At 73.5% G+C, this 25,949-nt stretch carries 30 protein-coding genes; 16 read left to right on the top strand and 14 right to left on the bottom strand.

All coding sequences use genetic code 11. The features are described from left to right. Window position 1: 1 nt before the first annotated feature. Window positions 2–841, bottom strand: a complete 840-nt coding sequence (locus ACBI99_RS36410; RefSeq protein WP_375074533.1) for an alpha/beta fold hydrolase — start codon at window positions 839–841, stop codon at window positions 2–4. A 117-nt stretch (window positions 842–958) separates the two neighbouring features. On the opposite strand from ACBI99_RS36410, the gene ACBI99_RS36405 reads away from it, so the two are divergent. Next, window positions 959–1,480, top strand: coding sequence for a GNAT family N-acetyltransferase (locus ACBI99_RS36405; protein ID WP_375074532.1), 522 nt, complete (start codon window positions 959–961; stop codon window positions 1,478–1,480). A 28-nt stretch (window positions 1,481–1,508) separates the two neighbouring features. Here the strand turns inward: ACBI99_RS36405 and ACBI99_RS36400 are convergent, their stop codons facing one another. After that, window positions 1,509–2,087: a TetR family transcriptional regulator gene (locus tag ACBI99_RS36400; protein ID WP_219510609.1), complete on the bottom strand. Its 579-nt coding sequence runs from the start codon at window positions 2,085–2,087 to the stop codon at window positions 1,509–1,511. Between the two features lie 77 nt (window positions 2,088–2,164). Between ACBI99_RS36400 and ACBI99_RS36395 the strand changes: the two genes are divergently transcribed. Continuing rightward, window positions 2,165–3,097 (top strand): VOC family protein, encoded by a 933-nt coding sequence (locus tag ACBI99_RS36395; protein ID WP_375074531.1) that lies wholly within the window; start codon window positions 2,165–2,167, stop codon window positions 3,095–3,097. Window positions 3,098–3,104: 7 nt separating this feature from the next. On the opposite strand, the gene ACBI99_RS36390 is transcribed toward ACBI99_RS36395, so the two are convergent. Next, on the bottom strand, window positions 3,105–3,533 hold the full coding sequence (locus tag ACBI99_RS36390) for a MerR family transcriptional regulator (protein WP_246646204.1): 429 nt from the start codon (window positions 3,531–3,533) through the stop codon (window positions 3,105–3,107). A gap of 82 nt (window positions 3,534–3,615) precedes the next feature. Between ACBI99_RS36390 and ACBI99_RS36385 the strand changes: the two genes are divergently transcribed. The 3 genes from ACBI99_RS36385 to ACBI99_RS36375 all read left to right on the top strand — a co-directional run bounded on the left by ACBI99_RS36385 (window position 3,616) and on the right by ACBI99_RS36375 (window position 4,729). Then, window positions 3,616–4,011: a hypothetical protein gene (locus ACBI99_RS36385; RefSeq protein ID WP_219510607.1), complete on the top strand. Its 396-nt coding sequence runs from the start codon at window positions 3,616–3,618 to the stop codon at window positions 4,009–4,011. Window positions 4,012–4,071: 60 nt separating this feature from the next. After that, the gene (locus ACBI99_RS36380; protein ID WP_357585792.1) at window positions 4,072–4,200 is read left to right on the top strand and encodes a hypothetical protein; all 129 of its coding nucleotides are present in this window, start codon (window positions 4,072–4,074) and stop codon (window positions 4,198–4,200) included. Window positions 4,201–4,282: 82 nt separating this feature from the next. Continuing rightward, entirely contained in the window at window positions 4,283–4,729 is a 447-nt protein-coding gene (locus ACBI99_RS36375) for a DUF6463 family protein (RefSeq protein WP_219510605.1), read from the top strand. Here the strand turns inward: ACBI99_RS36375 and ACBI99_RS36370 are convergent. The 5 genes from ACBI99_RS36370 to ACBI99_RS36350 all read right to left on the bottom strand — a co-directional run bounded on the left by ACBI99_RS36370 (window position 4,695) and on the right by ACBI99_RS36350 (window position 9,945). Continuing rightward, window positions 4,695–5,882 (bottom strand): MFS transporter, encoded by a 1,188-nt coding sequence (locus tag ACBI99_RS36370; RefSeq protein WP_375074530.1) that lies wholly within the window; start codon window positions 5,880–5,882, stop codon window positions 4,695–4,697. The genes ACBI99_RS36375 and ACBI99_RS36370 overlap by 35 nt on opposite strands. A 53-nt stretch (window positions 5,883–5,935) precedes the next feature. After that, window positions 5,936–6,703, bottom strand: coding sequence for an isocitrate lyase/phosphoenolpyruvate mutase family protein (locus ACBI99_RS36365; RefSeq protein WP_219510602.1), 768 nt, complete (start codon window positions 6,701–6,703; stop codon window positions 5,936–5,938). A gap of 18 nt (window positions 6,704–6,721) precedes the next feature. Continuing rightward, entirely contained in the window at window positions 6,722–8,119 is a 1,398-nt protein-coding gene (locus ACBI99_RS36360; protein ID WP_375074529.1) for a DHA2 family efflux MFS transporter permease subunit, read from the bottom strand. A gap of 52 nt (window positions 8,120–8,171) precedes the next feature. Continuing rightward, window positions 8,172–9,197, bottom strand: coding sequence for a sigma-70 family RNA polymerase sigma factor (locus ACBI99_RS36355; RefSeq protein ID WP_375074528.1), 1,026 nt, complete (start codon window positions 9,195–9,197; stop codon window positions 8,172–8,174). Between the two features lie 103 nt (window positions 9,198–9,300). Then, window positions 9,301–9,945: a TetR/AcrR family transcriptional regulator gene (locus tag ACBI99_RS36350; protein ID WP_219510637.1), complete on the bottom strand. Its 645-nt coding sequence runs from the start codon at window positions 9,943–9,945 to the stop codon at window positions 9,301–9,303. A 169-nt stretch (window positions 9,946–10,114) separates the two neighbouring features. Here ACBI99_RS36350 and ACBI99_RS36345 point away from each other — a divergent pair, with 169 nt between their 5' ends. The 4 genes from ACBI99_RS36345 (at window position 10,115) to ACBI99_RS36330 (ending at window position 15,352) form a co-directional block, all read left to right on the top strand. Continuing rightward, the gene (locus ACBI99_RS36345; protein ID WP_364174701.1) at window positions 10,115–11,338 is read left to right on the top strand and encodes an oxygenase MpaB family protein; all 1,224 of its coding nucleotides are present in this window, start codon (window positions 10,115–10,117) and stop codon (window positions 11,336–11,338) included. 61 nt (window positions 11,339–11,399) lie between these two features. Further along, a complete protein-coding gene (locus ACBI99_RS36340) occupies window positions 11,400–12,614 on the top strand; it encodes an oxygenase MpaB family protein (RefSeq protein WP_375074527.1) in 1,215 nt (404 codons plus the stop codon). Then, entirely contained in the window at window positions 12,611–14,860 is a 2,250-nt protein-coding gene (locus ACBI99_RS36335) for a molybdopterin cofactor-binding domain-containing protein (RefSeq protein WP_375074526.1), read from the top strand. Before ACBI99_RS36340 ends, ACBI99_RS36335 begins: the two co-directional genes overlap by 4 nt. A gap of 12 nt (window positions 14,861–14,872) precedes the next feature. Further along, entirely contained in the window at window positions 14,873–15,352 is a 480-nt protein-coding gene (locus ACBI99_RS36330; protein WP_219510595.1) for a (2Fe-2S)-binding protein, read from the top strand. Between the two features lie 58 nt (window positions 15,353–15,410). Here ACBI99_RS36330 and ACBI99_RS36325 read toward each other — a convergent pair whose 3' ends face one another. The 3 genes from ACBI99_RS36325 to ACBI99_RS36315 all read right to left on the bottom strand — a co-directional run bounded on the left by ACBI99_RS36325 (window position 15,411) and on the right by ACBI99_RS36315 (window position 18,905). Continuing rightward, on the bottom strand, window positions 15,411–17,141 hold the full coding sequence (locus ACBI99_RS36325) for an L-aspartate oxidase (RefSeq protein ID WP_375074525.1): 1,731 nt from the start codon (window positions 17,139–17,141) through the stop codon (window positions 15,411–15,413). 67 nt (window positions 17,142–17,208) lie between these two features. Next, window positions 17,209–18,018 carry a glutamate ABC transporter substrate-binding protein gene (locus ACBI99_RS36320; RefSeq protein ID WP_357585776.1) on the bottom strand — a complete coding sequence of 270 codons (810 nt, stop codon included), beginning with the start codon at window positions 18,016–18,018 and terminating at the stop codon, window positions 17,209–17,211. 53 nt (window positions 18,019–18,071) lie between these two features. Then, on the bottom strand, window positions 18,072–18,905 hold the full coding sequence (locus ACBI99_RS36315; RefSeq protein WP_364174691.1) for a helix-turn-helix transcriptional regulator: 834 nt from the start codon (window positions 18,903–18,905) through the stop codon (window positions 18,072–18,074). A 62-nt stretch (window positions 18,906–18,967) separates the two neighbouring features. Between ACBI99_RS36315 and ACBI99_RS36310 the strand changes: the two genes are divergently transcribed. From ACBI99_RS36310 to ACBI99_RS36295, 4 genes are read left to right on the top strand one after another with little or no spacing between them, the layout of a single operon-like run. Next, window positions 18,968–19,969, top strand: a complete 1,002-nt coding sequence (locus tag ACBI99_RS36310; protein WP_375074524.1) for an ABC transporter substrate-binding protein — start codon at window positions 18,968–18,970, stop codon at window positions 19,967–19,969. Beyond that, on the top strand, window positions 19,966–20,781 hold the full coding sequence (locus ACBI99_RS36305) for a siderophore-interacting protein (protein ID WP_375074523.1): 816 nt from the start codon (window positions 19,966–19,968) through the stop codon (window positions 20,779–20,781). The genes ACBI99_RS36310 and ACBI99_RS36305 overlap by 4 nt, the downstream gene beginning before the upstream one ends. Further along, a complete protein-coding gene (locus ACBI99_RS36300) occupies window positions 20,771–21,754 on the top strand; it encodes a FecCD family ABC transporter permease (RefSeq protein ID WP_375074522.1) in 984 nt (327 codons plus the stop codon). The genes ACBI99_RS36305 and ACBI99_RS36300 overlap by 11 nt, the downstream gene beginning before the upstream one ends. Further along, on the top strand, window positions 21,751–22,800 hold the full coding sequence (locus ACBI99_RS36295) for a FecCD family ABC transporter permease (RefSeq protein ID WP_375074521.1): 1,050 nt from the start codon (window positions 21,751–21,753) through the stop codon (window positions 22,798–22,800). The genes ACBI99_RS36300 and ACBI99_RS36295 overlap by 4 nt, the downstream gene beginning before the upstream one ends. A 13-nt stretch (window positions 22,801–22,813) precedes the next feature. On the opposite strand, the gene ACBI99_RS36290 is transcribed toward ACBI99_RS36295, so the two are convergent. After that, window positions 22,814–23,542, bottom strand: coding sequence for a glyoxalase (locus ACBI99_RS36290; protein WP_219510593.1), 729 nt, complete (start codon window positions 23,540–23,542; stop codon window positions 22,814–22,816). Window positions 23,543–23,592: 50 nt separating this feature from the next. Further along, window positions 23,593–24,165, bottom strand: a complete 573-nt coding sequence (locus tag ACBI99_RS36285) for a TetR/AcrR family transcriptional regulator (protein WP_219510591.1) — start codon at window positions 24,163–24,165, stop codon at window positions 23,593–23,595. Window positions 24,166–24,237: 72 nt separating this feature from the next. On the opposite strand from ACBI99_RS36285, the gene ACBI99_RS36280 reads away from it, so the two are divergent. Then, entirely contained in the window at window positions 24,238–24,810 is a 573-nt protein-coding gene (locus tag ACBI99_RS36280; protein ID WP_219510589.1) for a dihydrofolate reductase family protein, read from the top strand. A 12-nt stretch (window positions 24,811–24,822) separates the two neighbouring features. Then, complete coding sequence (locus ACBI99_RS36275) at window positions 24,823–24,981, top strand: hypothetical protein (RefSeq protein WP_219510587.1); 159 nt, start codon at window positions 24,823–24,825, stop codon at window positions 24,979–24,981. A 60-nt stretch (window positions 24,982–25,041) separates the two neighbouring features. Here the strand turns inward: ACBI99_RS36275 and ACBI99_RS36270 are convergent, their stop codons facing one another. Next, the gene (locus tag ACBI99_RS36270; protein ID WP_219510585.1) at window positions 25,042–25,395 is read right to left on the bottom strand and encodes a hypothetical protein; all 354 of its coding nucleotides are present in this window, start codon (window positions 25,393–25,395) and stop codon (window positions 25,042–25,044) included. Between the two features lie 201 nt (window positions 25,396–25,596). On the opposite strand from ACBI99_RS36270, the gene ACBI99_RS36265 reads away from it, so the two are divergent. After that, window positions 25,597–25,949 (top strand): hypothetical protein (locus tag ACBI99_RS36265; RefSeq protein WP_375074520.1); only part of this gene is annotated, 353 nt, incomplete at its 3' end.

Raw genomic sequence — 25,949 nt, 5'->3', positions numbered from 1 at the left:
CTCAGCCGATCCCGCCGACGATCTCGGCGACCCGGCCCGGCTGCGACAGGAACGGCGAGTGCGAGGCGTCGAGCCACACCGTGGCGGTCGGGTCGTCCGGGAACGCGGCGTCCGCCTCCGCCACGAACTTGTGCTGCAACGGCGGCCTGATCGTCATGTCGCGCGCGCAGCCGACGTACGTGCGCGGCACCGAGCCCCAGCCCTGCCGGGTCAGCGTCGTGGTGCCGAGCGCGATCCCGGCCGGGGCGTCGGGCGTCATCAGCGCGATCGCCGCGTCGGCGGCCTCCGGGTCGATGTCGCCGTAGAACGTCTCGCGGAGCTGCTGCCGGTAGGCGTCGTCGGAGGAGGCCACGTCCAGCCGCAGCGCCCCGACCGCCGCCGGGTCGGCCCGCACCGACGGCCCGATGAGCTCGCCCTCGTTCTCCGGCATCAGGGCGTAGTCGAACGCGGGCACCCCGGAGGCGGGCATGAACGCGGCCAGGTACACCGCGTGCGCCACCAGCTCGGGGGCCTGCTCGGCGGCCCTGGTGAGCACCGTGCCGCCCATGCTGTGCGCCACGACCGTCACCGGGCCGCCGCGCCCCAGCCGCTTGAGCTGCGCGACCAGGTGCTCGCCCGCCTCGTCCAGAGTCACCCCCGCCACCGGCGACGGCTCCGTCGCCAGGTGGGCGGGGTCGAACGGGCGGCCGGTCACCGACCGGGGCCGCCGGGCGCGCAGCCCGTGCCCCGGCAGGTCGACCGCCAGGGCCGGCCGGCCCGTCTCGGCCACGCGGGCCAGGACCTCGCTCCAGCACCAGGTGCCGTGCCAGAAACCGTGAACGAACAGCAGCGGAGTGCGCATCGATGCTCCTCGGCGTCGGGAATGTGTGCCGCTAGGGGAGACGACCGCCCGTCTGCGTCTGTGACTCAGGCCAGGCGTGTCCTGGCTCACACCGGGCGGTGATGCCATGACGATCACATGACCGTCCGCCAGGCCACCCCCGCCGACGCCGAGGCGATCGCCGGCATCCACGTACGCTCCTGGCAGGCGGCCTACCGGGGCCTGATGCCGCAGGATTACCTGGACGGCCTGGACCCCGCCGCCCGCCTCCCGAGGTGGCGGCGCCTGCTGGGCGAGACCGCCTGGCCGAGGAGCGGGATCCTGGTGGCCGAGGACGACGGCGGCGTCACCGGCTTCACCGGCTTCGGGCCGGCCCGCGACCCGGATCAGGACCCGGCGTCCGTGGCCGAGATCACCACCCTCTACCTGGCGCCCGAGGCGTGGGGACGCGGGATCGGCGGCGCGCTCCTGGGCACGGCCGTGGACGCGCTGACCGGGGCCGGCTACGGGCTGGCCACCCTCTGGGTGCTCGACACCAACGCGCGTGCCAGGCGCTTCTACGAGGCGCTCGGCTGGCGCGGCGACGGGACGGTCAAGCCCGACGACCTGCGGGGCTTCCCGCTCACCGAGGTCCGCTACGCGCTCGCGCTGCGCACGTGAGCACGACGCCGCCGAGCGGGGCGTGCGTCTATGCGGTGAGGCCGGACTCCAGGCGGGCCAGGGCGCGGTCGACCTCGGCGGGGGCGTCCATGCCGGCGTCGTGGGCCCACTCCAGCCAGATCAGCGCCACGACGCCGAACACCGCGCCGACGGCGTCGCGGACGCGCGGGTCGCCGGCGTCGCAGCCGGCCTTGGCGGCCACCAGGTCGCGGACCTCGCCGACCAGGCCGGGGCTCCTGCGCAGGTTGGCCACCAGCAGCTCGGGCACGGTGGCGGCGAACACCTCCCGCGCGTGCCCGGCGGCGAGTTCCTCGGCGGTCAGCTCGGCGAACGCCTCGCGGAACGCGCCGCGCAGCACGGTGAGCGGCGGGCCAGGCGGCTGCGCGGCCAGGGCCTCGACGAGCGGCGGGAACCGGTCGAGCGTGACCAGGTGCTCCTTCGTCGGGAAGTAGCGGAAGAAGGTCGCGGGCGAGATCTCGGCCGCGTCGGCGATCTGCTCGACGGTGGTGGCGCCGTAGCCGCGCTCGCGGAACAGCCGGAACGCCTCGCGCAGGATCGCCTCCCTGGTCTTGGCCTTCTTGCGCTCGCGGAGCCCGCCGTCAGTCATGCGCCCGACTCTACCGCGCCCCCAAATGATAGTCTCCTCTCAAACAAGAGTGAACTATCGGAAACTGGAGGCCCGACATGGGCGACGTCAACGGCCTGCACCACGTGGGGCACATCGTGCGTGACATGGACGAGGCGATGGAGCGCTACCGGCGGCTGGGCTTCACGGTGGCCGAGCCCGCCTACCCCGAACTGCCGGGCATGGCCGAGCCGGTCGGCGTGGTCAACACGCACGTGTACTTCCCGGGCGGCTTCGTCGAGCTGGTGTCCGCCGGTCGCGTGCCCGCCGGGGCTCGACCGATCCCGCTGCGGGTGCCCGACGACAAGCTGCCGGGCCTGACGGCCGCCGTCCGCGCGACGGCCGCGAACATCGCCGCCTTCCTCCGGCGCTTCCAGGGCCTGCACATCGTGATCGCCGACACGCCGGACATCGACGCCGTCGCCGCGCGGCTGACGGCGGCCGGGGTCGGCCACGGCGGCGTGCACGCCGTCCAGCGGCCCGTCGAGACCGCCACGGGGACCCGGATGGAGCCCGCCCGCTACCTGGAGCTCTCCCACCCCGGCCTGCCCGCGGGCCGCGTGCCGGAAGGCCGGGTCGGCTTCGCCCAGAACGCGCCGGTCGACGACGAGCGGCACCCCGAGCACGCCAACGGCGCGACCGCCCTGACCGGGTGTCTCCTGCACGTCGCCGCCCCGGACCTGGCCGAGGTCCGCCGCCGCTACGCCACCTACTTCGGCCCCGCCACACAGGCCACCGCGCCGGACAGCGCGCAGGACAGCGCTCAGGCCGCCGCGCCGGACCGCGCGGGCGTCACCGTCACGTCGGCGCCGCAGTCCGGCGGGGCGCCGCCCGCCCTGCCGGGGTTCGCCGGCTTCACGGTGTCCGTACGCGACCTCGACGCCACCGTGCGGCACCTGGGCGGCAACGGCGTCGCGTTCACCCGGACCGGCAGGCAGGCGGCCGTGCCCGTCCTGGGCACGACGATCGTCTTCCGGCAGGAGGCCGGCTGACGCGCCCTCAGACCACGCAGCCGTCGTGGTGCGGATCCGGAAGCACGACCGCACTCTCCGCTATACGCCGATAAGTCGGGCACTGGGTGAAGTCGTCGGCCGTGCACCGCATCAGGTGCTCGATCAGCGCCTTGGACGCCGAGATCTCCTGGAGCCGCCGTTCGAGCTCGGCGTGGTGCCGCTGGAGGAGGGCGTGGCGTTCCGCCTGGCCGGTGACGCCGAGGATTTCCCGGATCTGCTCCAGGCTCATGCCCGCCGCCTTCGCCCGGATGATCGTCATCACGTGGATCAGGTGGTCCTGGGTGTAGCGGCGCCGCCCGTTGACCCGGGCGGCGGGCGCGATCAGCCCCATCGCCTCCCAGTGCCGCAGGACGTGGGGAGCGAGGTCGAACCGCTCGGCCAGCTCCCCGATCTGCATCCACTCGCTCGACTTCATGTTCACATTAACTTGCAGAACCGTGCCCGAAGTCAAGCGGCCAACTATGCAACCGATCGGTCGTTAATATAGTTTGAGCCGCATGACGAACGACGACAGGCGGGCGCCGCACTTCAGGTCCCGCTGGATCACCGGCCCGGCGAGCGGCAGCACCGGCCCGCTGGTGGCGGCCCTGACCGACTACCGGGCGCAGCGGCTGCTCGACCTGCCCGGCATCGCCCGCCGCGCCCGGTCGCTGAGCCGCCTGTGGCCGGGCCTGACGGGCGCGGTCGGCATGTGGCTCTGGGCCGACGTGCCCAGCCGCCGTGTCGGCTCCCTGTCGGTGTGGCGCAGCGAGGAGGATCTCCGGGCATTCGTCCGGGTCCCGGAGCACGTGCGGATCATGCGCGACTACCGCCACCGGGGCACGCTGGACTCCCGCACCTGGCAGGTCGACACCCTCGACCGGGCCGCCCTGTGGCGGGTGATGACCGAGTGAGCCGCGCCCCGAACCCGGGGTGGCACAGTGGGCGGTGAGCGAGACGAACGGAGCGCCACGATGAGCCGCCACTTCCAGGTCACCTTCGACGCCCACGACCCGAAGGCGCTGTCGACCTCAAGAACCGCGTCCATCTGGACGTCCGCGCCGCTCCCGGGCTGGTGGGTGCGGAGCGGATGGCGGCGCTGAAGGCCACCCTCACCTCCACGGGGGAGCCGCCTCCTCTCACGGGGGGAGGCGGGCCGGGGGCGGCGCGGACACGATGGCTGCCATGAGCCTCACATCCGCGTCCCGCCCGTCCGCGCCCGCCCGGCTCACCGTGTGGGCCGGCCGGGCGATGATCCTGATCGCCGCCGCGCACACTCTGATGTTCGCCCCGCTCGCCCCCTGGTCGAGCTGGTTCGCCGGGGAGCTGCGCGACCGTTCCGCCGGGAGCGAGTCCCTGGTCACGTTCTGGGCGCTGCCCGGCGGCTTCGTCGTGGTGCTCGTGCTGCTGGGGCTCCTGGTGGCGCGGGCCGGGCGGCAGGGGCACACCGTGCCCGCGTACGTCGGCTGGGCCGTCCTGGCCTGGGGGGCGTTCGCCGTCGCGCTGCTCGGGCCGAGCGGCTTCCTGACGGCGGTCGTTCCCGCCGGGCTGCTGATAGCGGCCGACGTGATCGCCAGGCGGGCCGCCCGCCCCGGGCTCAGGAGGGCGGGAGCGGGCGGCGCATCGGCGTGAGCAGGCCCGACAGCGACACCAGCACGCAGCCCGCGCCGGCGACCACGGTCACGGTGGCGACGCCGTACTCCGCCGCGCCGAGCGTGAGGAGCGCGGCGCCTGCCGGGCCCAGCACGTAGTGGACCGTCCAGAAGGCTGCGGTGACCCGGCCCAGCAGGTGGCTGGGCGTCACCTCCTGGCGGAACGACTGCGAGCAGATCCCGGCCACGGCCGTGCCGAGCACGAACAGCGCCATCAGCACCGCCACCGCGGGCACGCCCGTGGCCAGCCCGACGCCGCCCATCGCCAGCCCGGACAGCGTGGTGGCGCTCACCCAGGTGTTGCCGAACCCGATCGCCTTGCGGATGCGGCCGATGAGCGGCGCGCCCACGATGGCGCCGACGGCCGCGCAGGCCAGGACCAGGCCGACGGCGTCGTCGTTCTGGCCGAGGTCGTGCTTGAGGTGGTAGATGAGCACGTCGTCCACGCCCGCCGTCAGGAAGATGAAGAACGTCAGCAGGATCGTCAGCGAGCGCATCACCGGGTGCCGCCACAGGAACCTGGCGCCTTCGAGCAGGCCGCCCCGGTCCGCCGGCGCCGCCGCCGCCGGGCGCAGCCGGATCAGCATGAGGCCGAGCGCGGACACCACGAACGTCACGGCGTCCACGCCGATCGCGACCACCGGCCCGAACGCCTGGGAGATCACCCCGACCAGCGCCGGGCCGCCGATGCCACCCACCGCGTAGATGGCGTACAGGCGGCCGTTGGCCTGGGTGATCTGGTCGGGTTCGACCAGGCTGGGCACCACGGCCACGTAGGCGACCTGGAAGACCATGCCCAGCGCCGCCCCGAGCGGGACGATCACGTACAGGAGCCAGATCTGCGGGCCGGCCATCCACACGAGCGGGATGGCGGCGTAGAGGGCGGCGCGGGCCAGGTCGCAGCCGATCAGCAGGCGGCGGCGGTCCACCCGGTCGACCAGGTGGCCGGCGAACACCCCCGTCACCAGTGAGGCCGCGCCGGACAGCCCGGTCAGCAGGCCCATCTGCACGACGGAGCCGGTCGCGTGCAGGACCAGCAGCGGGATGGCCACCGTCGAGAACGAGTCGCCGGCCACCGACAGCGCCTGGACCGCCAGGAAGATGTTGAAGTTGCGGTTGCGGAAGAGGTTCATCGGCTGCCGATCCTGCCGGATCACCGCCCCGCGCCCGCCGCCGGGGCCCCCGGTCAGCGGGCGAACGGGTTCCCGCCCGACGCGACAGCCGCGAACAGCGCGCTCCCGTACGTGTCGTACAGGTGCCGTTGCAGGGCCGGGCCGAACGTCACCCGCGCGACGCCGAGCCCGGCCAGCTCCGCCGGTGAAAGCGCGCCGCCCCCGTAGGCGACGTTCACCGGCCCGGGAATGCCCTTCGTCAGCGCCCGGATCACCTCGGGGTCGCCGGCGCCGATCGGGTAGACGCAGTCGGCCCCGGCCTCCAGGTAGCGGGCGGCCCGGTCGAGCGCGGCGGCGAGCTGCGCCTCCGGCGGCCCGGACCGGCGCAGGAACACGTCGATGCGCGCGTTGACGACCAGGTCCGCGCCGATCGACGCCGCCGCCTGGCGGACCGCGGCCAGGAAGCGGGCCTGCTCGGCGGCGTCGGCGAGCTCGCCGGTGGCGGGGTCGGAGTCCTCCAGGTTCAGCCCGGCCGCGCCGGTTGCGGCGAACCGCTCGGCCAGCTCGGCGGGGTCGAGCCCGTAGCCGCGCTCGAAGTCGACGGTCACCGGCGCGTCCACCGCCCGGACGATCCGCGCGGCGGCGGCCAGCACCTCGCCGACGGGGGCCGCCTCGCCGTCGTCGTAGCCGAGCACCGCGGCGGTGGCGGCGCTGCTGGTGGCCACGGCCGGGAACCCGGCCGCCACCGCCAGCCGGGCCGAGGCCGCGTCCCAGGCATTGGGCAGCACCAGCGGCGCGCCGGGCACGTGCAGCGCGCGGAGTGTCGAAGCGTCACGGTTCACGGGGTTCCTCCGGGGTCGTCATCGAACGGTCTCCGGCCTGGGCACGGAGGTCAGGGCGGTCCGCCCGCGCGGCATGCCGAGGGCGGTGAGCAGCCCGGCGAGGGCGAGCGCGGTGACCGCGCCCATCGCCGCCGCGAACCCGGCGCCGAACTCCGCGGGCGAGGCGTAGCCGCCGGTCGCGGCGAAGACCGCGACCGAGACGGCGACGCCGAGCACCCCGCCGAAGATCCGCAATGTCATGAACGCGCCGGACGCCTGGCCGATCTCGTGCGGCAGGACCGCGCCGACCGCCGCCTTCTGCGCGGCGGGCATGGCCATGGTCAGCCCGGCCCCGCTGGTGATCAGCGCGGGCAGCAGTTCGAGGTAGCCGGCGCCGGGCCCGGCGGCGAGGGCGATCCAGCCCATGCTCACGCTCTGCAGCAGCAGCCCGCCGGCCACGAACGTCCGCTCGCCCACCCTGTCGGCCAGCCGCCCGGCGATCGGCGCGCACACCATGAGCGTCGCCGTCCACGGCATGAGCCGCAGCCCCGCGCCGAGCGGCCCGTCGCCGTGCACGATCTGGAAGTACTGGGCGAGGAAGAACATCGTGCCGTAGAGCGAGGCGAAGACCAGGAAGTTGGCCGAGGCGGCGGTGGCGAACGCGCGCAGCCGGAAGAACCGCATGGGCAGCATCGGCGCCTCCGCACGCCGTTCCCAGGCCACGAAGGCGATCAGCAGCGCGACGCCGAGCAGCAGCGTGCCCAGCACCTCGGTGCTCCCCCAGCCCGCCGCGTTCCCGCGCACCAGCCCCCACACGACGCCGAGCGCGCCGAGCGTCACCAGCGCGACGCCGCCCAGGTCGAGCCGGTTGCGCGGGCCCGCGCTCTCCTCGACGCGGCGGACGGTGAGCGCGATCGCGGCCAGCCCGATCGGCAGGTTCAGCCAGAAGATCCACTGCCAGGCGAGCCCTTCGGCGACGACCCCGCCGACGAACGGCCCGCTGAACGTGGCCAGGCCGGTGAGGCCGAGGTACAGCCCCATCGCCCGGCCCCGCCGCTCCGGCGGGAACGCCACGGTGATCAGCGTGAGCGACAGCGGCAGCACCATCGCGCCGCCCGCCCCCTGGAGCGCCCGCGCCGCGATCAGCGTGCCGATGTCCGGCGACAGCGCGCACGCCGCCGACGCCGCCGTGAACACGGCCAGCCCGGTGACGAACACCCGCCGCCGCCCGAACCGGTCCCCCAGCGCCGCCCCCGTCAGCAGCAGGACGGCGAACGTCAGGCTGTAGGCGTTGACGGTCCATTCGAGCGACTCGATCGAGGCCGCCAGATCCTGCCGGATCGTGCCCAGCGCGGTGGTCACGACCAGGCTGTCCAGGGCCATCATGAACGACGCCAGCGAGGCCAGGCCCAGCACCCATGCCTGTCCGGGCGTCATCCGCCCTCCGTCGACACGCACGTATCCCCCTATGTCGGTAAAAGTGTGGCCGTCAGTCGCGCAGCGACCGGGGCAGCCCGAAGGACGCCAGCAGCGCGTTGTCCAGGAAGCGCGTCACCACGGCGATCCGGTCGCCGGTCAGCGTCAGCACGAGCACGCCGTGCGCGTGCAGGATCGGCGTGCGCGGGTCGCGCTGGTAGCAGCCGAACGCCGGCTGCCCGTTGGCCCGCGTCGGGATCAGCACGTACTCGCGGCCCCCGCACATCGCGACGGTGGCCAGGAAATGACGGATGACCTCCGGGCCCTGATACTCCAGCGGCAGCGGCGGCATGGTTAGCCACGCGTCGTCGGTCAGCAGCGCCACGACGGCGTCCACGTCGCCGGCCTGGAAAGCCCGCGCGAACGCGTCGACCAGCCGCCGCTCGCGCGCCGAGCCGGGCAGCGGGGCGCTCTCCCGCCCGGGCAGCTCGCCCGCGAGGGTCGTCCTGGCCCGCTTCAGCGCCATCGCGACGGCGTTCTCGGTGGCGCCGATCATGCCCGCCACCTCGCCGGCCCGGAAGCCCAGCACGTCGCGCAGCACGAGCACGGCCCGCTGTCTGGGCGGCAGCCGTTGCAGCGCCGCGAGGAACGCCAGCGACACCGACTCGCGCAGCTCGTAGCGGGCCTCCGGGCCGGGCATCCGGTCGGCGAGCTCGTCGAGCAGCGCGTCAGGGTAGGGCTCCAGCCAGCTCGGCTCGTCCCGGCGGTGCGACGGCTCGGGCAACGTGACCTCCACGCGGTAGGCCCGCCGGTCCTGCGGACGCCGCGATCCGGCCCGCAGGGCGTTGAGGCAGCGGTTGGTCGCGATGCGGTAGAGCCAGGTGCGCACCGAGGCGCGCTGCTCGTAGCCGTCCATCCCGCGCCAGGCCGCCAGCAGCGTCTCCTGGACCAGGTCCTCGGCGTCCTGCACCGAGCCCAGGATGCGGTAGCAGTGCACCTGGAGCTCGCGCCGGTACGGCTCGACGAGCTCGCGGAACGCCTCGCCGTCGCCGCCGCGCGCCAGCGCCAGCAGCTCGGCCGCCGACGGACTCCCTCGCATGGTGGCTCCTTCTCTCCGGTGGCGCCCGCCGAACTGCCCGGTGACGCCTGACGAAGGGATGGACACCGCCGGAGCCGGAAAGTGGTCGGCCGCCGGGCGGACGTCAGCGCGGGGTGAGCATGGGCACGAGGAAACGCCTGGCCACGGCCGCGAGCTGGTCGTCGTCGTCGAGGTCGACGATCCGGCTCGGCGTCGCCAGGAAGGAGGCGGAGACCCGTACCATCAGCTCGGCCACGAGCTCGGCGTCGAGGTCGGCGGAGACGTGGCCGGCGCGCTGCTCGCGGCGGAGCTGGCCCGCGACGAACTGCCGGACGGTGGCGAGGGTCTGCCCGCCGTCGCTGATCATGGAGGGGACCACCAGGTCGGGCTCGGCGGCGATGAGGCCGCCGATGAGCGGGTTGCGGCGGATGGCGCGCAGCGAGCTCACGAAGCCGAGGACGACCCGGTCGGCGGCGGTGCGGGCGTGCTCGATGTCGACGAGGAACTGGTCGAAGTAGCGGCGGAACTCGCGCCGTACGACGTGCTCGACGAGGGCGTCCTTGGTGGCGAAGCGGCGGTAGACGGTGATGCGCGAGACCCCGGCGCGGCGGGCCACGTCCTCCATGGTCGAGCGGCGGATCCCCATGCGGCAGAACTGCTCGTAGGCCGCGTCGAGGATGCGCGCGCGGGTCTCGTCGACGGCGTCGACCCGTTCGACGGCGTCGCTGTAGGCGCGGTCCAGCAGCGACTCGGAGTCCGTCGGCGTCATGAGCACGGACAGCGCGGATTCCACGATCACCTCCCGTGAGTGATTCTGCCTCCATCACCTGGGTCTTGTGAGGGCCAGGACACTGTGCTGTGATGATACGCAGAACCAGATTTTGTTTCATCGTATCAGGAGGTGCTCTCGGCCTCGATCGAGGGAGGAGAACGCAAGCGTGGACAAGGTCAGCAGACGCTACGTGCTCAAGGCCGGCGGGGCGCTGGGCGCGCTCGGCGCGCTCGGCATCGCCACCCCCGCGCGGGCGCAGGCGCCGTGGACGTGGTCGCCCACGGGCTCCGTCGGAGGCGCCGGCGCGGGCGCCGACCCCCGCTGGGTGTGGGACGAGGAGGCCGACCCGCTGGTCGCCTCCCTCCTCGACCGGGGCGACGTGCCCCGCGTCAACGAGCTGTTACGGACCTGGACCAAGAACGACCAGCCGCTGCCCGCCGGGCTCCCGGCCGACCTGCGCGACTTCATGGAACGGGCCCGGCGCCTCCCCGCCTGGGCCGACCGGGGCAGGCTCGCCCCCGTCGTCGAGTTCAACAAGAAGCGCGGGCTCTACCTCGGCCTGCTGTACGGGCTGGCCAGCGGCATGATGAGCACGGTCATCCCCAAGGAGGCCCGCGCCGTCTACTACTCCCAGGGCGGCGCGGACATGAAGGACCGCATCTCCAAGACCGCCAAGCTCGGCTACGACATCATGTCCGCCGACGCCTACGACCCCCGCGGCGAGATGATCGTCACCTGCGTCAAGACCCGGCTGGTGCACGCCGCGGTACGCCACCTGCTGCCGCAGTCGCCCTACTGGGCGCAGGTCGCCGACGAGGAGATCCCGATCAGCCAGCGGGACATGATGGTCACCTGGCACAGCCTGCCCACGACCGTCATGCAGAAGCTCACCGCGTGGGAGGTGCCGATCCCCGCCGCCGAGTCCGACGCCTTCCTGCACTCGTGGCAGCTGTGCGCGCACCTGCTCGGCATCAGGGACGAGTACATCCCCGCCTCGTGGGCCGAGGCGAACTCCCAGGCCGCGCAGGTCCTCGACCCGGTGCTCGCGCCGACGCCCGAGGGCGTCAAGCTGGCCGACATCCTGCTCAACCTCGGCTCCGGCGTCGACGGCGGCATCCTCGGCAAGCCCATCCTCGGCGCGTTCACCCGCTTCATGCTCGGCGACGAGATCGCCTCCTGGCTCAGGATCCGCCGCGAGCTGGTCTGGGACCCGCTGCTGCGGGTGAGCTGGAAGCCGTTCATCGCCGTACGGGAGGGCCTGCTGCCCTTCCCTGCCGCGCCCGAGGCGTACTGGCTGTTCGACGAGTTCCTCCGCAAGGCCGCCCTGCTCTTCCTGTCGGAGGCGCGGCCGATCAGCATCGAGATCCCCGACACCAACCGCCCGTCCTGATCAGAAGACGCCGTGCCCCGGCCCGAGCGGCCGGGGCACGGCTCGGAGAGGAGTTCCCGGCATGGCGGAGCTGAGCAGGCGCAGGATGTTGATCTCGGGCGGGGCCCTGGGCGCGCTCGGCGCGCTCGGGATGGCCACCCCCGCCGGGGCCCGCCCGTGGACGTGGGCGGCGGCCGGATCGGTCGCCGGCTCCGGAGCGGGCGCCGACCCGCGCTGGGTGTGGGACGAGGAGGCCGACCCGCTGGTCGCCTCGCTCCTCGACCGCGGCGCCGTCCCCGAGGTCAACCGCCTGCTGTGGGACTGGACCCGCAACGACCAGCCGCTGCCCGCCGGGCTGCCGGCCGACCTGCGCGACTTCATGGAGCGCGCCCGCCGCCTCCCGCCGTGGGCCGACCACGGCAAGCTCGGCACCGCCGCCGAGTTCAACAAGGCCAGGGGACTGTACCTGAACCTGCTCAACGGCGTCGGCGGCGGCATGCTGAGCACCGCCATCCCCAAGGAGGCGCGGGCCGTCTACTACTCCAAGGGCGGCGCCGACATGGAGGACCGCGTCGCCAAGACCAGCATCCTCGGGTTCGCCGTCGGCTCGCTGAACGCCTACCGGCCCGACGGCGCCTGCGTGGTCGAGTCGGTCAAGACCCGGCTGGTGCACGCGGCGGTCCGGCATCTGCTCAAGCAGGTGCCGCACTGGCCCTACGGCATCCCGATCAGCCAGGAGGACATGCTGGTCACCTGGCACACGCTGCCGACGTTCGCGATGCGCAGGATGCGCGAGTGGAAGGTGCCGATCAGCGCCGCCGAGTCGGAGGCGTACCTGCACGTGTGGCAGGTGACCGCGCACCTGCTCGGCATCAGGGACGAGTACATCCCCGCCACCTGGGCCGACGCCGAGGCCCAGTCGGACCAGGTGCTGCCGCGCAACATGGGGCCGACGCCGGAGGGCGTGGCGCTGACCGACATCCTGCTGGACCAGCTCGCCGAGCAGACCAGCCCCGGCAGCGTCAGCCGGCCCCTGTGCAACGCGCTGGCCCGCTACCTGGTCGGCGACCAGGTGGCCGACTGGGACGGCATCGAACGCGAGCCGGTGTGGGACCCGCTGGTCAGGTCCGCCTGGCCGAAGCTGGTGCGGTTCCGCGAGGGCCTCGTGCCGCTGCCGCTGGTGCCCGAGATCGCCTGGGTGATCGACGAGGCCGCCCGGCGGTACATCATGTTCTTCCTCACCAAGGGCCGGGAGACCAGGATCGAGATCCCGACGACGAACCGTCCCGGCACATGACGGCCATCGGGCGGCGGCGCTTCCTCGGGTACGTGCTGGCGGCCCCGACGCTGGTCACCGCCGCCGGGCCGGACCCCGGGCTCCCGTCGCCGGAGATCACCGACCTGCTCGACCTCAACGACCTGATGACCGCGGCGGCGCTGCCGACCGCGAACCTGATCACGGTCGAGGTCGGCCCCGACGGCACGGTGTCGTTCGCGCTGCCCCGGGCCGAGGTGGGCCAGGGCATCACCACCTCCACCGCCATGCTGATCGCCGAGGAGCTGTCCGTACCGGTCGGGCGGGTGCGGGTCACGCTCGCCGACGCCCGCCCGGAGCTGGTGTTCAACCAGCTCACCGGCGGATCGAACACGACGTTCGCGACGTACGTCCCGATCCGGGTGGCGGCCGCCGTCGCCCGGAGCCGGCTGATGCAGGCCGCCGCCGCCGAGCTCGGCGTCGCCCCCGCCGACCTGACGCTGAAGGACGGCGTGATCAGCGGCCGCGTAGGCCGCAGCGTCGGCATCGGGGAGCTCTCCGGCAGGGCCGCCACCACGCGGACGCTGCGGGTGCCGGTCGAGCTCGCCGCGCGCGAGAGCTTCACCGTCATCGGCCGCCCGCACAACCGGATCGACGCGCTGGACGCGGTGACCGGGCGCAAGAAGTTCACCCTGGACCTGGACGTCCCGGACGCGAAACCGGCGATGGTGTGCCGCCCGCCCACCATCAACGGCAAGGTCGGCTCGGTCGCCAACCTCGCCGAGGTCCGCGCCATGCCGGGCGTCACCGACGCGGTCGTGATCTCCACCGGGGTGGCGGTCCGCGCCGCCACGTTCGGCCAGTGCGTCGACGCCGTACGCGCCCTGCGCGTCACCTGGAGGCCCGGCACCGCCGAAGGCAAGTCCGACGAGTCCGTGCTCCGCGAGCTGCGCGCCGCCGAACCGCCGCTCGGCCTCCGGCCGCCCACCCCCGTCGTCGAGGGCTCGTTCACCTTCCACTTCCGCAGCAACAGCGCGCTCGAACCCAACTGCGCGATCGCCGACGTACGCGCCGACCGCGCCGAGATCTGGTCGTCGCTGAAGTCGCCCATCGTCGCCCAGCAGGCCATCGCCGCCAGGCTCGGGCTGCCGCAGAGCTGGGTCACGGTGCACGTCACCGAAGGCGGCGGCTCCTTCGGGCGCAAGCTGTTCTTCGACGCCGCCCTGGAGGCCGCCGAGCTGTCACAGCGCGTCGGCAAGCCGGTCAAGCTCCTGTGGCACCGCGCCGACGACTCCCGCCAGGGCCGCACCCACCCGATGGCCATCTCACGGGTACGCGTCTCCTACCTCGGCGGCACCGTGCTCGGCTACCAGCAGCGGCACACCAGCGTCTCCACCGACCTCGGGCACGGCCTCGGCGAGATCATCACCGCCCTGGCCGCCCGGCTCCCCGGGGGCGACCTCAGCTTCGCCCAGACGTTCTTCCAGCTCAGTCAGACGATGCCCTACCAGTTCGGCGTCGGCGGCCGGCTGCTCAACGAGACGGACCGGGGCTTCAACACCGGCAGCATGCGCAACGTCTACTCGCCCGACGTCACCTGCGCCCGCGAGCTCGTCGTCGACCGGCTCGCCGCCCGCATGGGCCGGGACCCGCACCGGTTCCGGCACGACTTCCTGCGCGACGAGCGCTCCCGCGCGGTGCTGGCCGCGGTCGCCGAAGCGGGCGAATGGGGCAGGCCGATGCCCGCCGGCACCGCGCAGGGCATCGCCTTCCACAGCGAGTACAAGTCCGTCAGCGCCGCCCTCGTCGAGATCGACTGCCGCCCGGAGACCGTCGAGCGGCCGCTCCGCGACGGCGTGACCGGGCCCCGCGTCACCAAGGCGGTCTTCGCCGTGGACGCCGGGCTCGCCGTCAACCCGCGCGGCCTGGAGGCGCAGATGATGGGCGGCGTCATGGACGGGATCGCGCTGGCCCTCACCTCCAGCCTGCACCTGCGCGACGGCCACTTCCTGGAGGCGAGCTGGGACGACTACTTCTACACCCGGCAGTGGAACACCCCGCCCGACCTGCGGATCATCGTCATGCCCAGCACCTCCGACCGGCCCGGCGGCGCGGGCGAGCTGGGCGTCGCCGCCTCGATGGCCGCCGTCGCCTGCGCGTACGCGCGCGCGACCGGCGCCATGCCGACCACGTTCCCGATCAACCACGGGACGCTGTCCTTCACCCCCAAGCCGACCGTGCCCCCGATCCCCCCGTCCCCGGCCGACGGCCTGGACCACGCCCGCTGAAGGAGGACCCGAGTGCCCGAGCACACTTTCCGCGTCAACGGCGAGCAGGTCACCGTGGAGGTGGCGCCGGACGTGCGCCTGCTGTGGGTGCTGCGCGACCTGCTCGGCATCACCGGCCCCAAGTACGGCTGCGGCATCGACGTGTGCAAGGCGTGCACCAGCCACCTCAACGGCAAGGCCGTCAGCCCGTGCGCGATCCCCGTGGGGGAGCTGCGGCCGGACGACGAGGTCACCACCATCGAGGGGCTGGCGGCCACGTCCGGCCAGGAGCTGCATCCCATGCAGCGCGCCTGGCTCGACCACGACGTGTCCCAGTGCGGCTACTGCCAGCCGGGCCAGATCATGGCCGCCGTCGCGCTGGTCCGGCGCGTCGCCGAGGAGGGGCGTGCCGTCACCGACGCCGACCTGGACGGGTTGCGCAACATCTGCCGGTGCGGCACCTACCCGCGCATCCGCGACGCCATCAGGGCGGGCGCCGAGGCGATGCGCTGAGGTCGTCCCAGGAGGCCGGCGCGTCGCGGAAGAACGCGTCCATCCGGAAGCCGGGCGGCTACTCGACGAGCTTGCCGTCGGTGGAGACCTCGCGCATGAGCGCCGCGATCCCGGCGGGGATCGGCGGGATCGGCTCCCGCTCGATCGAGCCGGGCCCGGACCACACGAGGTTGACCTGGAGGGCGGGGTCCAGCCCGGGGTGGTCGGAGCGGTTGTGGCAGCCCCGGGTCTCGCGCCGCTCCAGCGCGGCCTCCATCGTGGCGCGGGCGGCGAGCGCCGCGGACTTCAGGTCGAAGGCGTGCGCCAGGTCCTGGAACCCGGCGATGTCCGGGTGCACGCCGACGTCCTCGATGCGCGCCTCGACGGCGGCGAGTGCGTCGAGCCCCTTGAGCAGCCCGGCCTCGTCACGCACGACGCCGGCGTGCTCGGTCATGATGTCGCGCAGCTCGCGTTGCAGCGCGCGGACGTTCTCCGGGCCGTCGGCGGCGAGCAGCCCGTCGGCCTCGGCCCGCGCCTCGCCGACCGCGTCGGCCGAGCGGCGCTGGGCGTCGAGGGCGGCAGAATACTCGGCCGCCGCCTGCCCGACGATGCGGCCGAAGACGAGCAGCTCGATGAGGGAGTTGCCGCCGAGGCGGTTGGCCCCGTGCAGGCCGCTGGCCGCCTCGCCGATCGCGTACAGGCCGTCCACGCCGGTGCCGTGGTCCTCGGGCCGCACCCAGACGCCGCCCATGGAGTAGTGCGCGGTCGGCGCGACCTCGATCGGCTGCTTGGTGATGTCGAGCATCTGCAGCTCCATCAGCGTCTGGTAGACGCGCGGCAGCTTCGTCATGATCGTCTGCCGGGGCAGGTGCGACACGTCGAGCCAGACGCCGCCGTCCGGCGTGCCGCGCCCCTGCTTGATCTCGGTGTAGGCGGCGAGGGCGACGCGGTCGCGGGTCGACAGCTCCATCCGCTCGGCGTCGTAGCGGGCCATGAACCGCTCGCCGAGCCCGTTGCGCAGCATCCCGCCCTCGCCGCGCGCCGCCTCCGACACCAGCGTGCCGGCCGCGTTCTCCGGGTGGAGGAGCCCGGACGGGTGGAACTGCACCAGCTCGGGATCGCGGATGCGGCCCCCGGCGAGCACGGCGAGGCGGAAGGAGTCGCCGGTGTTCTCGTCGCGCCTGGAGGAGGTGCGCCGCCAGATCCGGGTGTGGCCGCCGGCCGCCAGGATCACCGCGTCGGCGTGGATGACGTAGCGGCTGCCGTCGGTCAGGTCGAACCCGTACGCGCCGAAGACCGAGTTGTCGCGGACCAGGATGCGGGTCACGTACACGGTGTCGAGGACGGGCACGTCGAGGCGGGCGGCGCGGTCGATCAGCGTGCGCTGGATCTCCAGGCCGGTGTAGTCGCCGGCGTAGGCGGTGCGGCGGTAGGTGTGGGCGCCGAAGAAGCGCTGGGAGATGCGGCCGTCGGCCTCGCGGGCGAACGGCATGCCGTAACGCTGCAGGTCCTCGATGCCCCGGGCGGCGCCTTCCGTGACGATGCGCACGGTCTCGGGGTTGGCGAGCAGGTAGCTCTCCTTGAGGGTGTCGGCGGCGTGCTGCTCCCAGGTGTCGTCAGGGTCCATCGTGGCGAGTGCCGCGTTGATGCCGCCGGCCGCGAGCGAGGTGTGCGCGTCCGCCTTGGGCCGCTTGCCGACGGCCAGGACGCCGACCCCGCGTTCGGCGAGCTCGATGGCGGCCCGCAGGCCGGCCCCGCCCGTGCCGATGACCAGGACCGACGTGGCGATCCGCTTCTCTGGCGCGTACATGGCTGTTCCCTTCCGCCCGACACCGTTCCAGACATACGACTGAATAGCGGGGCGTTTTGTGACAGGGTCAGTCCACGCAGCCCTCGAACTCCGGCACGTACGGCGTCAGCCGCAGCCCGCTGCCGCCGAACCACTTCTCCAGCAGCCGGGCCGCCGTGCCGTCCTGGTACATGTCCGTGATCGCGCGGTTGACCTGCTCGCACGCCGCCACGTCCCCGAGCGGCAGCGCGATGCCGTACCTCTCGTCGGTGAAGGGCGCGTTCACGATGGCGAACGCGCCGCGCTCGCGGGCGGCGAACCCGGCGAGGATCAGGTCGCCGGTGGAGACCGCCTCCACGGCCCCCGCCCTGAGCAGGTCGACGCACTCGCCGTAGGTCCTGGCCGGGACCAGCTCGGCGGCGATCCGGCGGCCGTCCACGATGCGCGAGGTGGAGATCGAGCCCTGCGCCTCGCACAGCCTGCGCCCTTCGAGGTCGCGGACGCCGCGGATCCGCCGATAGCCGGCCCGGACCAGGATGTCCTGGTGGGAGACGTAGTACGGCCCGGCGAACGTCACCTGGGCCTTACGTTCGGGGCTGATGGAGTAGGTGGCCACCACCATGTCGGCCACGCCGTCGCGCAGCTTGGCCTCGCGGCCCTCCGAGGTGGTCTCGACGAAGGAGACCTTCTTGCCCAGCCGGGCGGCCACGTAGGCGGCCACGTCGACGTCGAAGCCCTCGAACGCGCCGCCCGGGGTGCGCACGGCCAGGCCGGGCTGGTCCGACTTCACGGCGACGACCAGCTCGTCCTTGTCCAGGATCGACGGGGCGCCGTCGAGGCCGGTGGCGCATCCGCACAACAGCGCTGCCGCGGCCAGGGCCGGGGCCATCTTCCGCATGAGCGCTCAGCGTAGGCAGCGCCCGTGACGTGCCGGTGAACGCCGGATGGCCGTCACGTCGCGGCGTAGCGGCCCGGGGTGCAGCCGTACTCCTTGGTGAAGGCGCTGATGAACGCCGACGGGCTGGAGTAGCCGACCCGCCGCGCCACCTCGGCCACCGGCTGCGTCTCCAGCAGCACCCGCGACGTGCTGAGCCGCAGCTTGGTGCGCACCCGCGAGTACGGCATGCCGAACTCGCGCTCGAAGTCGCGCTGCAACGTCTTGACGCTGACATGCAGCCGTTCGGCCCACTCCTCCAGGCGGGCGGCGTCGCCCGGGTCGTGCGAGAGCGCCCGCGCCACCGTCATCGCGAAACCGGTGCCGGTGGCGTGGTGGCCGACGAACTCGGCGGTGCTCGTGCCCAGCCCGGCCATGATGACGTCGCGGGCGGCCAGCCCCTCGGCCTCGTCGAGGCCGGGCCTGGCGATGGCCTCGATGAGCCGGGCGGCCTCCCGCCCGACGGAGACGGCCCCCGCGCGCAGCCCGGCGAGCGCCGGGGGCACCTCGCGCAGGCAGATCCGGTAGACGGTCTGCCGGTCGGCCGCGCGCACCTCGTGGGTGACGGCCCGGTGCGCCCAGAACGCCTCCCGGTGGCCGACGAACTGGGTGCGCGCGCCGTGCCTGGTGGCCAGCATGCCGTCGGGCGACCAGTAGAGCTGGTGCAGGAAGTCCTGGCGGCTCTCGGCGAACTCCAGCACGGCCGCCGAGCGGTACTTGAGCACGAGGACGCCGTCGAGGCGGCCGAGCCCGTAGCCGAACTCGTCGCAGCGCAGCGGGTCGGTCCCGACAGGGTCGGTGACCGTCACGGAGTGGCGTCCCAGCGACATCGGATGGCCTCCCAGCGACATCAGAAGCAACTTTGGTAAGGGTAACCTAACTAGGTCTCATCCCTGGTGAAGGACCCCTTCTGATGCACTCTGCCCAGCTCCGGCGTGCCGCCGGAGTCCCGCTTCTCGCGCTCGCCCTGGTCGCCGGGTGCGGCTCGGCCCCGTCCGGCGAGCAGCCGGCCGCCGCCGCCGCCGCGACCCGCGTGTTCGCCGCCGACAACGGCCAGGTCACCATCCCCGCCGACCCCCAGCGGGTCGTCGCCACCGGGTACGCCGTGCCCGCGCTCATCGAGGCCGACGCCGCGCTCGTCGGCGTCTCCCTGTGGAAGCGCGGCCTGCCGCTGATGTCGCAGGAGCACCGGGCCACCTACGACCGGCTGGAGAAGATCGCCGGCGAGACCGCGGCCGAGACCAACTACGAGGCCATCGCCAAGGTCAAGCCGGACCTCATCGTCATCGGCGTCCCCGCCCCGGTGCTGGCCGACGTGGACATGGACCGGCTCGAGTCCATCGCCCCCGTCGTCGCCATCGGCCCGACCGTCCCGTCCGCGTGGCGCGAGCTGTCGCAGCGGCAGTCCGACGCCGCCGGCCGCGCCGCGAACTTCGGCCAGGCCAAGGCCGCCTACGAGAAGAAGGCCGCCGAACTGGCCGCCAAGTACCGGGAGGCGCTGGCGGGCATGAAGTTCGGCCACGTCGGCTCGTACGGGGAAGCCGCGAAGGGGACGTTCCAGCGCGAGTTCGCCGGCTCCTGGGGCACCAACATCGCCCAGGACGTCGGCGTCACCTACTACGGACAGGTCAAGAAGAAGGGCGGAGGGAGCAGCGACGTGTCGGAGTACCCGTCGATCGAGGAGCTGCCGGCCAGTCTCGGCGAGGCCGACGCGATCACGTACTCGGTGCGGCCCGACGGCACGCCGAACGAGTCGGTGAAGTACGTGCTCGACTCCCCGCTGTGGAAGAACCTCCCGGCGGTCAAGGCCGGGAAGGCGTTCCCGATCCGCTACACCGAGGCGGCCACGTACGACTCGGCGCTGATGACGCTGGACGCCGTCGACCAGGCGCTCGCGCCGCTGGCGGCGTCATGAGCGCCGACCGCCGCGACCCCGGCCCCAAGGTCGCCGCCCACCACGCCGCCGGGACCGGCCTGATCCGCGTCCCGTACCCGATCGGCGTGCGCACCGTCCGGGTGGCCGCCCGCGAGCTGGTGACGCCGCGCATGCTGCGGCTCACCCTCAAGGGGCCGGAGCTGGACGGCTTCCACACCTACCAGGCCGACGACCACGTCAGGATCGTCTTCCCCGACCCCGACGGCGCCCACCGCGTCCCGGTGCCCAACGACAGGCTGATGCTCGACTGGCCCCGGCCGATGCCGCCGACGCGCAAGTACACCGTGCGGCGCCACGACGCGGCGGCCCGCGAGCTGGACCTGGACATCGTGCTGCACGACGGCGGCCTGGCGAGCGGATGGGCGGCCTCCGTCGCGGTCGGCGACCCGGTGACGGTCGCCGGGCCGCCGGGGGCCAAGACGTTCCCGCACACCTACGGCCACTACGTGTTCGCCGTCGACGCGACCGCGCTGCCGGCGGCGGCCCGCTGGCTGGAGGAGTCGCCGCCGGACGTCTCCGCCCACCTGGTGATCGAGACCGACGACGCCGTCGAGCACGGCTACCCGCTCGCCGAGCGGGCCGGCGTGGAGGTCGTCCGGCTCGTCCGCGAGCACGGGCGCTCGGCGCTGGCTGAGACCGTCCAGGGGCTGAAGCTGCCGGACGTCCCCGCGTTCCTGTTCGCCGCCGGGGAGACGGGCGACCTCAAGCCGCTGCGCCCGTGGAGCGAGGGCCGGCTGGACGCGCTGTTCACCGGCTACTGGAAGCGCGGAGTCGCCGGGCTTGAAGACTGAGTACCGCCCGGCCGTCCTCGCCGCGTCGGTGGTGCTGCTGCTCGCCGTGGCGGTCGCCAGCCTCTGCGTCGGCGCGCAGGCGCTCACCCCGGCTGACGTGTGGCGGGCGCTCACCGGCTCCGGCGGCGGCGACGCGTACCTGATCGTGAACGAGGTGCGGGTGCCGCGCACCGTCCTGGGCGTCTGCGTCGGCGCGGCCCTCGGCACCGCCGGCACGCTGGTCCAGACGCTGACGCGCAACCCGCTCGCCGAGCCGGGCATCCTGGGCGTGACGGCGGGAGCCGGGTTCGCGATCAACGTCGGCGGCGTGCTGGGCCTGGCGTCCGGGCAGGCGGCGCAGCTCGCGCTCGCCTCGCTCGGCGCCGTGCTCGCCGCCCTGCTCGTGTACGCGCTCGGCTCGGCCGCGCCGCTGCGCCTGGTGCTGACCGGGGTGGCGCTCAGCGCCGTGCTCTCCGGCGTCTCGCTCGGGCTGCGGCTCATGTTCCCCGACGTGTTCGACCGGTTCAGGTTCTGGTCCGTGGGGTCGCTGGCCGGGCAGGAGCAGCTCCCGCTCGCCCTGCCCGCCGGGGCCATCGCCGTCGCGCTGGTGTGCGCCATCCTGGTCACCAGGCCGCTGAACGCGCTCATGATGGGCGAGGAGGTCGCGCGGGCGCTCGGCGGGCACGTGCTGCGCACCCGCGTGTCGGTGCTGGTGCTCGTGACCCTGCTGGCCGGGGCCGCCACCGCCGCCGCCGGGCCGATCGCGTTCCTCGGGCTGATGGTGCCCCACCTGGCCAGGCGGCCGGCGGGCGCGTCGATCCCGTGGCTGATGGCGTACACGATGGTGCTGGGGCCGGTGCTGCTGCTCGCCTCGGACATCGGGGCGCGCGTGCTGCTGCCGACCGGCGAGGTGCCCGTGGCCGTGGTGACGGCGTTCGCGGGCGCGCCGGTGCTCATCTGGGCGGTACGGCGGCGCGGGGCGGTGCCGGCATGACCGGCTCCCCGGCGGCCCCGGCGCGGCGTGCGGGCGCCCACCTGGTGCTGCGCGCGGGCCCGTACTCGGTCAGGACCGGGCGCAGGACGCTCGCGGTGTCACTGGCGCTGGTGCTCACGGCGCTCGGGCTCGGGCTGCTGGGGCTGTGCGCGGGCGGGTCGTGGACGCCGCCGACGGAGGTGCTGGCGGCGCTGGCCGGGCACGGCGACGAGGTCGTGGTGGTGCGCGAGTGGCGGCTGCCCCGGGTGGCCGCCGCGCTGGTGTTCGGCGCGGCGCTCGGCCTGGCGGGCGCGGTCTTCCAGAACCTCACCCGCAACGCGCTCGGCAGCCCCGACGTCGTCGGCCTCGACGCGGGCTCCTACACCGGGGCGCTGTTCGCCATCACCGTGCTGGGCGGCACGTCCACGCAGCTCGCGGCCGGTTCGATCGCCGGTGGCCTGGCCGCCGCCGCTGCCGTGTACGCGCTGTCGCTCAGGTCCGGCCTGAGCGGCATGCGCCTGGTCGTCGTCGGCATCGCCGTGAACGCGATGCTGACCGCGCTCAACGCGTGGATCGTGCTGCGCGCCGAGCTGGAGATCGCCATGGCCGCGACCGGCTGGAGCGCGGGATCGCTCAACGGCGTCGACTGGGACGAGCTGGCCCTGCCGTTCGCCGTGGTCGCCGCGCTGGCCGGGCTGCTGGCCGTGCTCTCCCCCGGCCTGCGGCAGGCGGCGCTCGGCGACGACCTCGCGGTCGCCTCCGGCGTGCGGCTGAACCGGCTGCGGCTGCTGCTCGTCCTGGCGGGCGTCGGCTGCACGGCCACGGTGACGGCGGTGGCGGGGCCGATCGTGTTCGTCGCGCTGGCCGCGCCGCAGATCGGGCGGCTGCTGACGGGCGCCGCCGGGGTGGCGCTCGCCCCGGCGGCGCTGGCCGGGGCGGTGCTCCTGCTGGCCGCCGACCTGGCCGCGCAACTCCTGCTGGCGCCGGTCGCGCTGCCCGTGGGCGTGGTGACGACGGTAATCGGCGGCTGCTACCTGATCGGCCTGCTCGTCCGGCGGGCCCGCTGACGAGCCGCGCGGCTCACGGCAGCCAGGCGGGGAGCGCGGCCAGATGCCCGAGCTCCGCCTCGACGCGCCGCCGGTCGTCCTCGGTGAGCGTCAGGCCGCGCAGCTCGGCGATCCACGGCTCGGCGGGCTCCCCGAGCGCCGTGGCCAGGTCGGCGAGGTTCCCGAGGGCGACGGCCCGCTCGGCCGCGCCGGCGACCGCGCCGTGCCTGCGCATCCCGGACTTGAGCGCCCGGTACGCCTGAAGGTCGTCGTTCTTGAACTCCCGCAGGATCCGCGCGTTGTCGATCACCTTGGCCAGGCCGGTCAGCTTCTTCGAGCCGCCGTACTCCAGCTCGTCCGGCTCGTCACGCCGGACGAAGGTGATCACATTGCCGGACGGGTCGACCAGCGTGAACCGGGACGCGCCCGGCCGGTAGCGGGTGATCCTGGGCAGTCCGCTGTCCAGCACCTTCCCGTACGCCCGGCGCATCGCCGCCGCGAACGCCGCGTGGTAGGGCGCCACCTCGTCGACCAGGACCAGGCAGTGGGCGGACTCCTCCCGGGCCGGGTCCAGCCCCCGGGGCGCCGGTCCGAAGCGCAGCTGGAACCCGCTCCACTCCAGCGCCAGGTACACGTACGGCTTGCTCTGCCTGTAGACCGCCCTGAACCCCAGCGTCTCGTAGAACGCCAGGGTGTCCTCCATCGACGCGCACGGCATCAGCGGCACGGTCGTCTCGTTCGGCCTGACCTCGGGCTCGCTCATCCTCCGATGCTCACACCGTTCGGCGGGGCTCGCACATGGACCGTTCCGGCTCAGGGGTGCAGCGATCTGCGCACGGCGGCGTCGATCAGGTCGTGGACCTGCTCGTCGGTGAAGATGTCCGGCAGCGTCAGCTTCTCCACGATGAGCCAGTTGAGCGCCAGGTAGAGCAGCAGCACCGAGGTCGGGTCGCCGGGCAGCCCGGAGGCGGCGTGGTAGGCGACGTTGGCGTCGATGTCCTGGCGGATGCGCTCGGTCAGCACGGCGCGCAGCTCGGGACGCCGGGTCGACTCCAGCCGCAGCTCCAGCAGGGCCAGGTAGCCGGTGTTGAAGGCGGAGATCCGGTCCACCAGCTCGTGCATGAGCGCGGCGTAGCGGGCCTGGTCCTGGACGCCCTCCTGGGCGCGGGCGACGGTCGCCGCGTCGGGCAGCAGGCGCTCGTAGATCCGGCCGCCGACCTGGGTGAACAGATCATCGCGGGTGGGGAAGTAGTTGGAGGCGGTGCCGACGGGCACCCCGGCCTCGGCGTCGACGGCCCGGAACGTCAGCCCTCTTGCGCCCTCCCTGGCCAGCACCTCGATGGCCGCGTCGATCAGCGCCAGCCGGCGTTCGGGATTCGTACGCACTTGACACCACTCCACTTGTAGTACTACGGTGAAACCACTTCAAACATAGTACTACATCCGGAGTTGAGCGGTATGCGAAAGCTTGTCTACTACATCGGCGTCTCCCTTGACGGCTACATCGCCGGCCCCAACGCCGAGTTCGACTTCTATCCCGTGTCCGACCAGATGATCGCCTGGATCAACGAGCGCTACCCGGAGACGCTGCCCACCCACATCCGCAAGCTCGTCGGCCTGGAGAACGCGCCCAACCAGGTGTTCGACACGCTCGTGATGGGCCGCGGCACGTACGAGCCCGCGCTGGAGGTCCCCACCACCAGCCCCTACTCCCACCTGCGCCAGTACGTGGTCTCCAGCACGCTGAAGATCGACGACCCGACGGTGACGGTGGAGACCGGCGACCCCGTCGAGCTCGTCAAGCGGCTCAAGGCCGAGGACACCGGCATGGACGTCTACCTGTGCGGAGGCGGCAAGCTCGCCGCCACCCTGCTCCCGGAGATCGACGAGATCATCCTCAAGAGCTATCCCGTGGTGGCGGGCGCGGGCGTCCCGATGTTCTCCGGCGCGTTCCGGCCCACCCTGTTCACGCCCGCGCAGCGCAAGTCCTTCGACAACGGCACCCAGGTCACCTGGCTCACCCGAGCCTAGACAGGAGCACGCATGCACATCCGCCTTCCCGACTCCATCACCGGCGACCGGACCGGCGACCGGGCCCGCACGCCGTACCGGCACGGGCACCCGGCGCGCGACCTCAAGCCCGCCCCTCGCCCTCCGCTCCCCCGCCGCCAGTCCGCCGCCCCACGCCGCACCGGCTACTGACCGCGCCCACGCCCGTCGGGCCGGCCTCCGGAAACTCCCGGAGGCCGGCCCGACGAGGATCTAGCAGAGGCTGTTCCAGTCGATCGCCTTGCCCGCAGCGGCCTTGATCATCCGGCACGCGATGGCGGCCAGCCCGCCCGTGTAACCTCCGACGATCGTGCACACCGCCATGCCGAACAGCTGATAGACGGCATAGACGGCGCCGGCCCGCCAGCACCTGAAGCCGTCCACCGCCGAGGCGTCCGGCGGCATCGCCGGCGACTGCGGGATCGCCTGGATCTGCTCGGCGTTCAGCCCCGCCGCCAGCTCGTCCAGCACGGCGTCCGCGCCGTCCCCGAACTGCGCCAGCACCTCGGCCACCGCCGGGTGCTCCCGCAGCGCCGTCTTCCTGTCCTCGTCGCTCATGAGCGTCATGTGACGTCCCTCCTCCATGCCGATGCGCGCACCGCCTGCCGGTTCGCGCCCCGCCACCCAGACAAGCCGGGCCGCCGGGGTGTCCAACAGGGCGTCGGACGAAGCCGTCCGGACCCGGACGGCCGGCGACCATTCGTCGGACACTCTCGGTCACGGTTCATACACTGGACGTCACACGGACCGTCAAGAGGAGGGGATGCGATGAGCGAAGACCTCACGCAGGCTCCCGGGCCCGCGCTGGAGCGGGTGAACTGCCACGAGAGCCTGGTGAAGGCGCTGGCCGAGCAGTTCGCCCGGGCCGACGTGTCGCTGCGGGAGCTGCAGGCGCGGGCCGACCGGGCGGGCGGGGCGCGGCTGCCGCGCGCCACCTGCGCCGACATGCTCGCGGGCCGGCGCTTCCCCAAGAAGGCGGTGATGGTGGCGTTCCTGCGAGCCTGCCGGGTGCCCGAACCGCACATCCCCGCCTGGGAACGCGCCTGGGAACGCGTCCGCCTCAACCGCCTCCCCCTCACCCACCCCCCGACCCCCCAGTCCCCTACCGGCCAGCTCCCACC

This window comes from Nonomuraea sp. ATR24 (genome assembly GCF_041950485.1).
GTDB classification, from domain to species: Bacteria; Actinomycetota; Actinomycetes; order Streptosporangiales; family Streptosporangiaceae; genus Nonomuraea; species Nonomuraea ceibae.
This window is presented reverse-complemented; position numbering and strand designations above follow the sequence as displayed.

What these genes read in the sequence shown, in the direction of transcription:
- ACBI99_RS36410 (WP_375074533.1), bottom strand. Translation starts at nt 841, where the DNA reads ATGCGCACTCCGCTGCTGTTCGTTCACGGTTTCTGGCACGGCACCTGG.
- ACBI99_RS36405 (WP_375074532.1), top strand. Translation starts at nt 959, where the DNA reads ATGACCGTCCGCCAGGCCACCCCCGCCGACGCCGAGGCGATCGCCGGC.
- ACBI99_RS36400 (WP_219510609.1), bottom strand. Translation starts at nt 2,087, where the DNA reads ATGACTGACGGCGGGCTCCGCGAGCGCAAGAAGGCCAAGACCAGGGAG.
- ACBI99_RS36395 (WP_375074531.1), top strand. Translation starts at nt 2,165, where the DNA reads ATGGGCGACGTCAACGGCCTGCACCACGTGGGGCACATCGTGCGTGAC.
- ACBI99_RS36390 (WP_246646204.1), bottom strand. Translation starts at nt 3,533, where the DNA reads ATGAAGTCGAGCGAGTGGATGCAGATCGGGGAGCTGGCCGAGCGGTTC.
- ACBI99_RS36385 (WP_219510607.1), top strand. Translation starts at nt 3,616, where the DNA reads ATGACGAACGACGACAGGCGGGCGCCGCACTTCAGGTCCCGCTGGATC.
- ACBI99_RS36380 (WP_357585792.1), top strand. Translation starts at nt 4,072, where the DNA reads ATGAGCCGCCACTTCCAGGTCACCTTCGACGCCCACGACCCGAAGGCG.
- ACBI99_RS36375 (WP_219510605.1), top strand. Translation starts at nt 4,283, where the DNA reads ATGAGCCTCACATCCGCGTCCCGCCCGTCCGCGCCCGCCCGGCTCACC.
- ACBI99_RS36370 (WP_375074530.1), bottom strand. Translation starts at nt 5,882, where the DNA reads ATGAACCTCTTCCGCAACCGCAACTTCAACATCTTCCTGGCGGTCCAG.
- ACBI99_RS36360 (WP_375074529.1), bottom strand. Translation starts at nt 8,119, where the DNA reads ATGACGCCCGGACAGGCATGGGTGCTGGGCCTGGCCTCGCTGGCGTCG.
- ACBI99_RS36355 (WP_375074528.1), bottom strand. Translation starts at nt 9,197, where the DNA reads ATGCGAGGGAGTCCGTCGGCGGCCGAGCTGCTGGCGCTGGCGCGCGGC.
- ACBI99_RS36350 (WP_219510637.1), bottom strand. Translation starts at nt 9,945, where the DNA reads ATGACGCCGACGGACTCCGAGTCGCTGCTGGACCGCGCCTACAGCGAC.
- ACBI99_RS36340 (WP_375074527.1), top strand. Translation starts at nt 11,400, where the DNA reads ATGGCGGAGCTGAGCAGGCGCAGGATGTTGATCTCGGGCGGGGCCCTG.
- ACBI99_RS36335 (WP_375074526.1), top strand. Translation starts at nt 12,611, where the DNA reads ATGACGGCCATCGGGCGGCGGCGCTTCCTCGGGTACGTGCTGGCGGCC.
- ACBI99_RS36325 (WP_375074525.1), bottom strand. Translation starts at nt 17,141, where the DNA reads ATGTACGCGCCAGAGAAGCGGATCGCCACGTCGGTCCTGGTCATCGGC.
- ACBI99_RS36320 (WP_357585776.1), bottom strand. Translation starts at nt 18,018, where the DNA reads ATGCGGAAGATGGCCCCGGCCCTGGCCGCGGCAGCGCTGTTGTGCGGA.
- ACBI99_RS36315 (WP_364174691.1), bottom strand. Translation starts at nt 18,905, where the DNA reads ATGTCGCTGGGAGGCCATCCGATGTCGCTGGGACGCCACTCCGTGACG.
- ACBI99_RS36310 (WP_375074524.1), top strand. Translation starts at nt 18,968, where the DNA reads ATGCACTCTGCCCAGCTCCGGCGTGCCGCCGGAGTCCCGCTTCTCGCG.
- ACBI99_RS36305 (WP_375074523.1), top strand. Translation starts at nt 19,966, where the DNA reads ATGAGCGCCGACCGCCGCGACCCCGGCCCCAAGGTCGCCGCCCACCAC.
- ACBI99_RS36295 (WP_375074521.1), top strand. Translation starts at nt 21,751, where the DNA reads ATGACCGGCTCCCCGGCGGCCCCGGCGCGGCGTGCGGGCGCCCACCTG.
- ACBI99_RS36290 (WP_219510593.1), bottom strand. Translation starts at nt 23,542, where the DNA reads ATGAGCGAGCCCGAGGTCAGGCCGAACGAGACGACCGTGCCGCTGATG.
- ACBI99_RS36280 (WP_219510589.1), top strand. Translation starts at nt 24,238, where the DNA reads ATGCGAAAGCTTGTCTACTACATCGGCGTCTCCCTTGACGGCTACATC.
- ACBI99_RS36275 (WP_219510587.1), top strand. Translation starts at nt 24,823, where the DNA reads ATGCACATCCGCCTTCCCGACTCCATCACCGGCGACCGGACCGGCGAC.
- ACBI99_RS36270 (WP_219510585.1), bottom strand. Translation starts at nt 25,395, where the DNA reads ATGACGCTCATGAGCGACGAGGACAGGAAGACGGCGCTGCGGGAGCAC.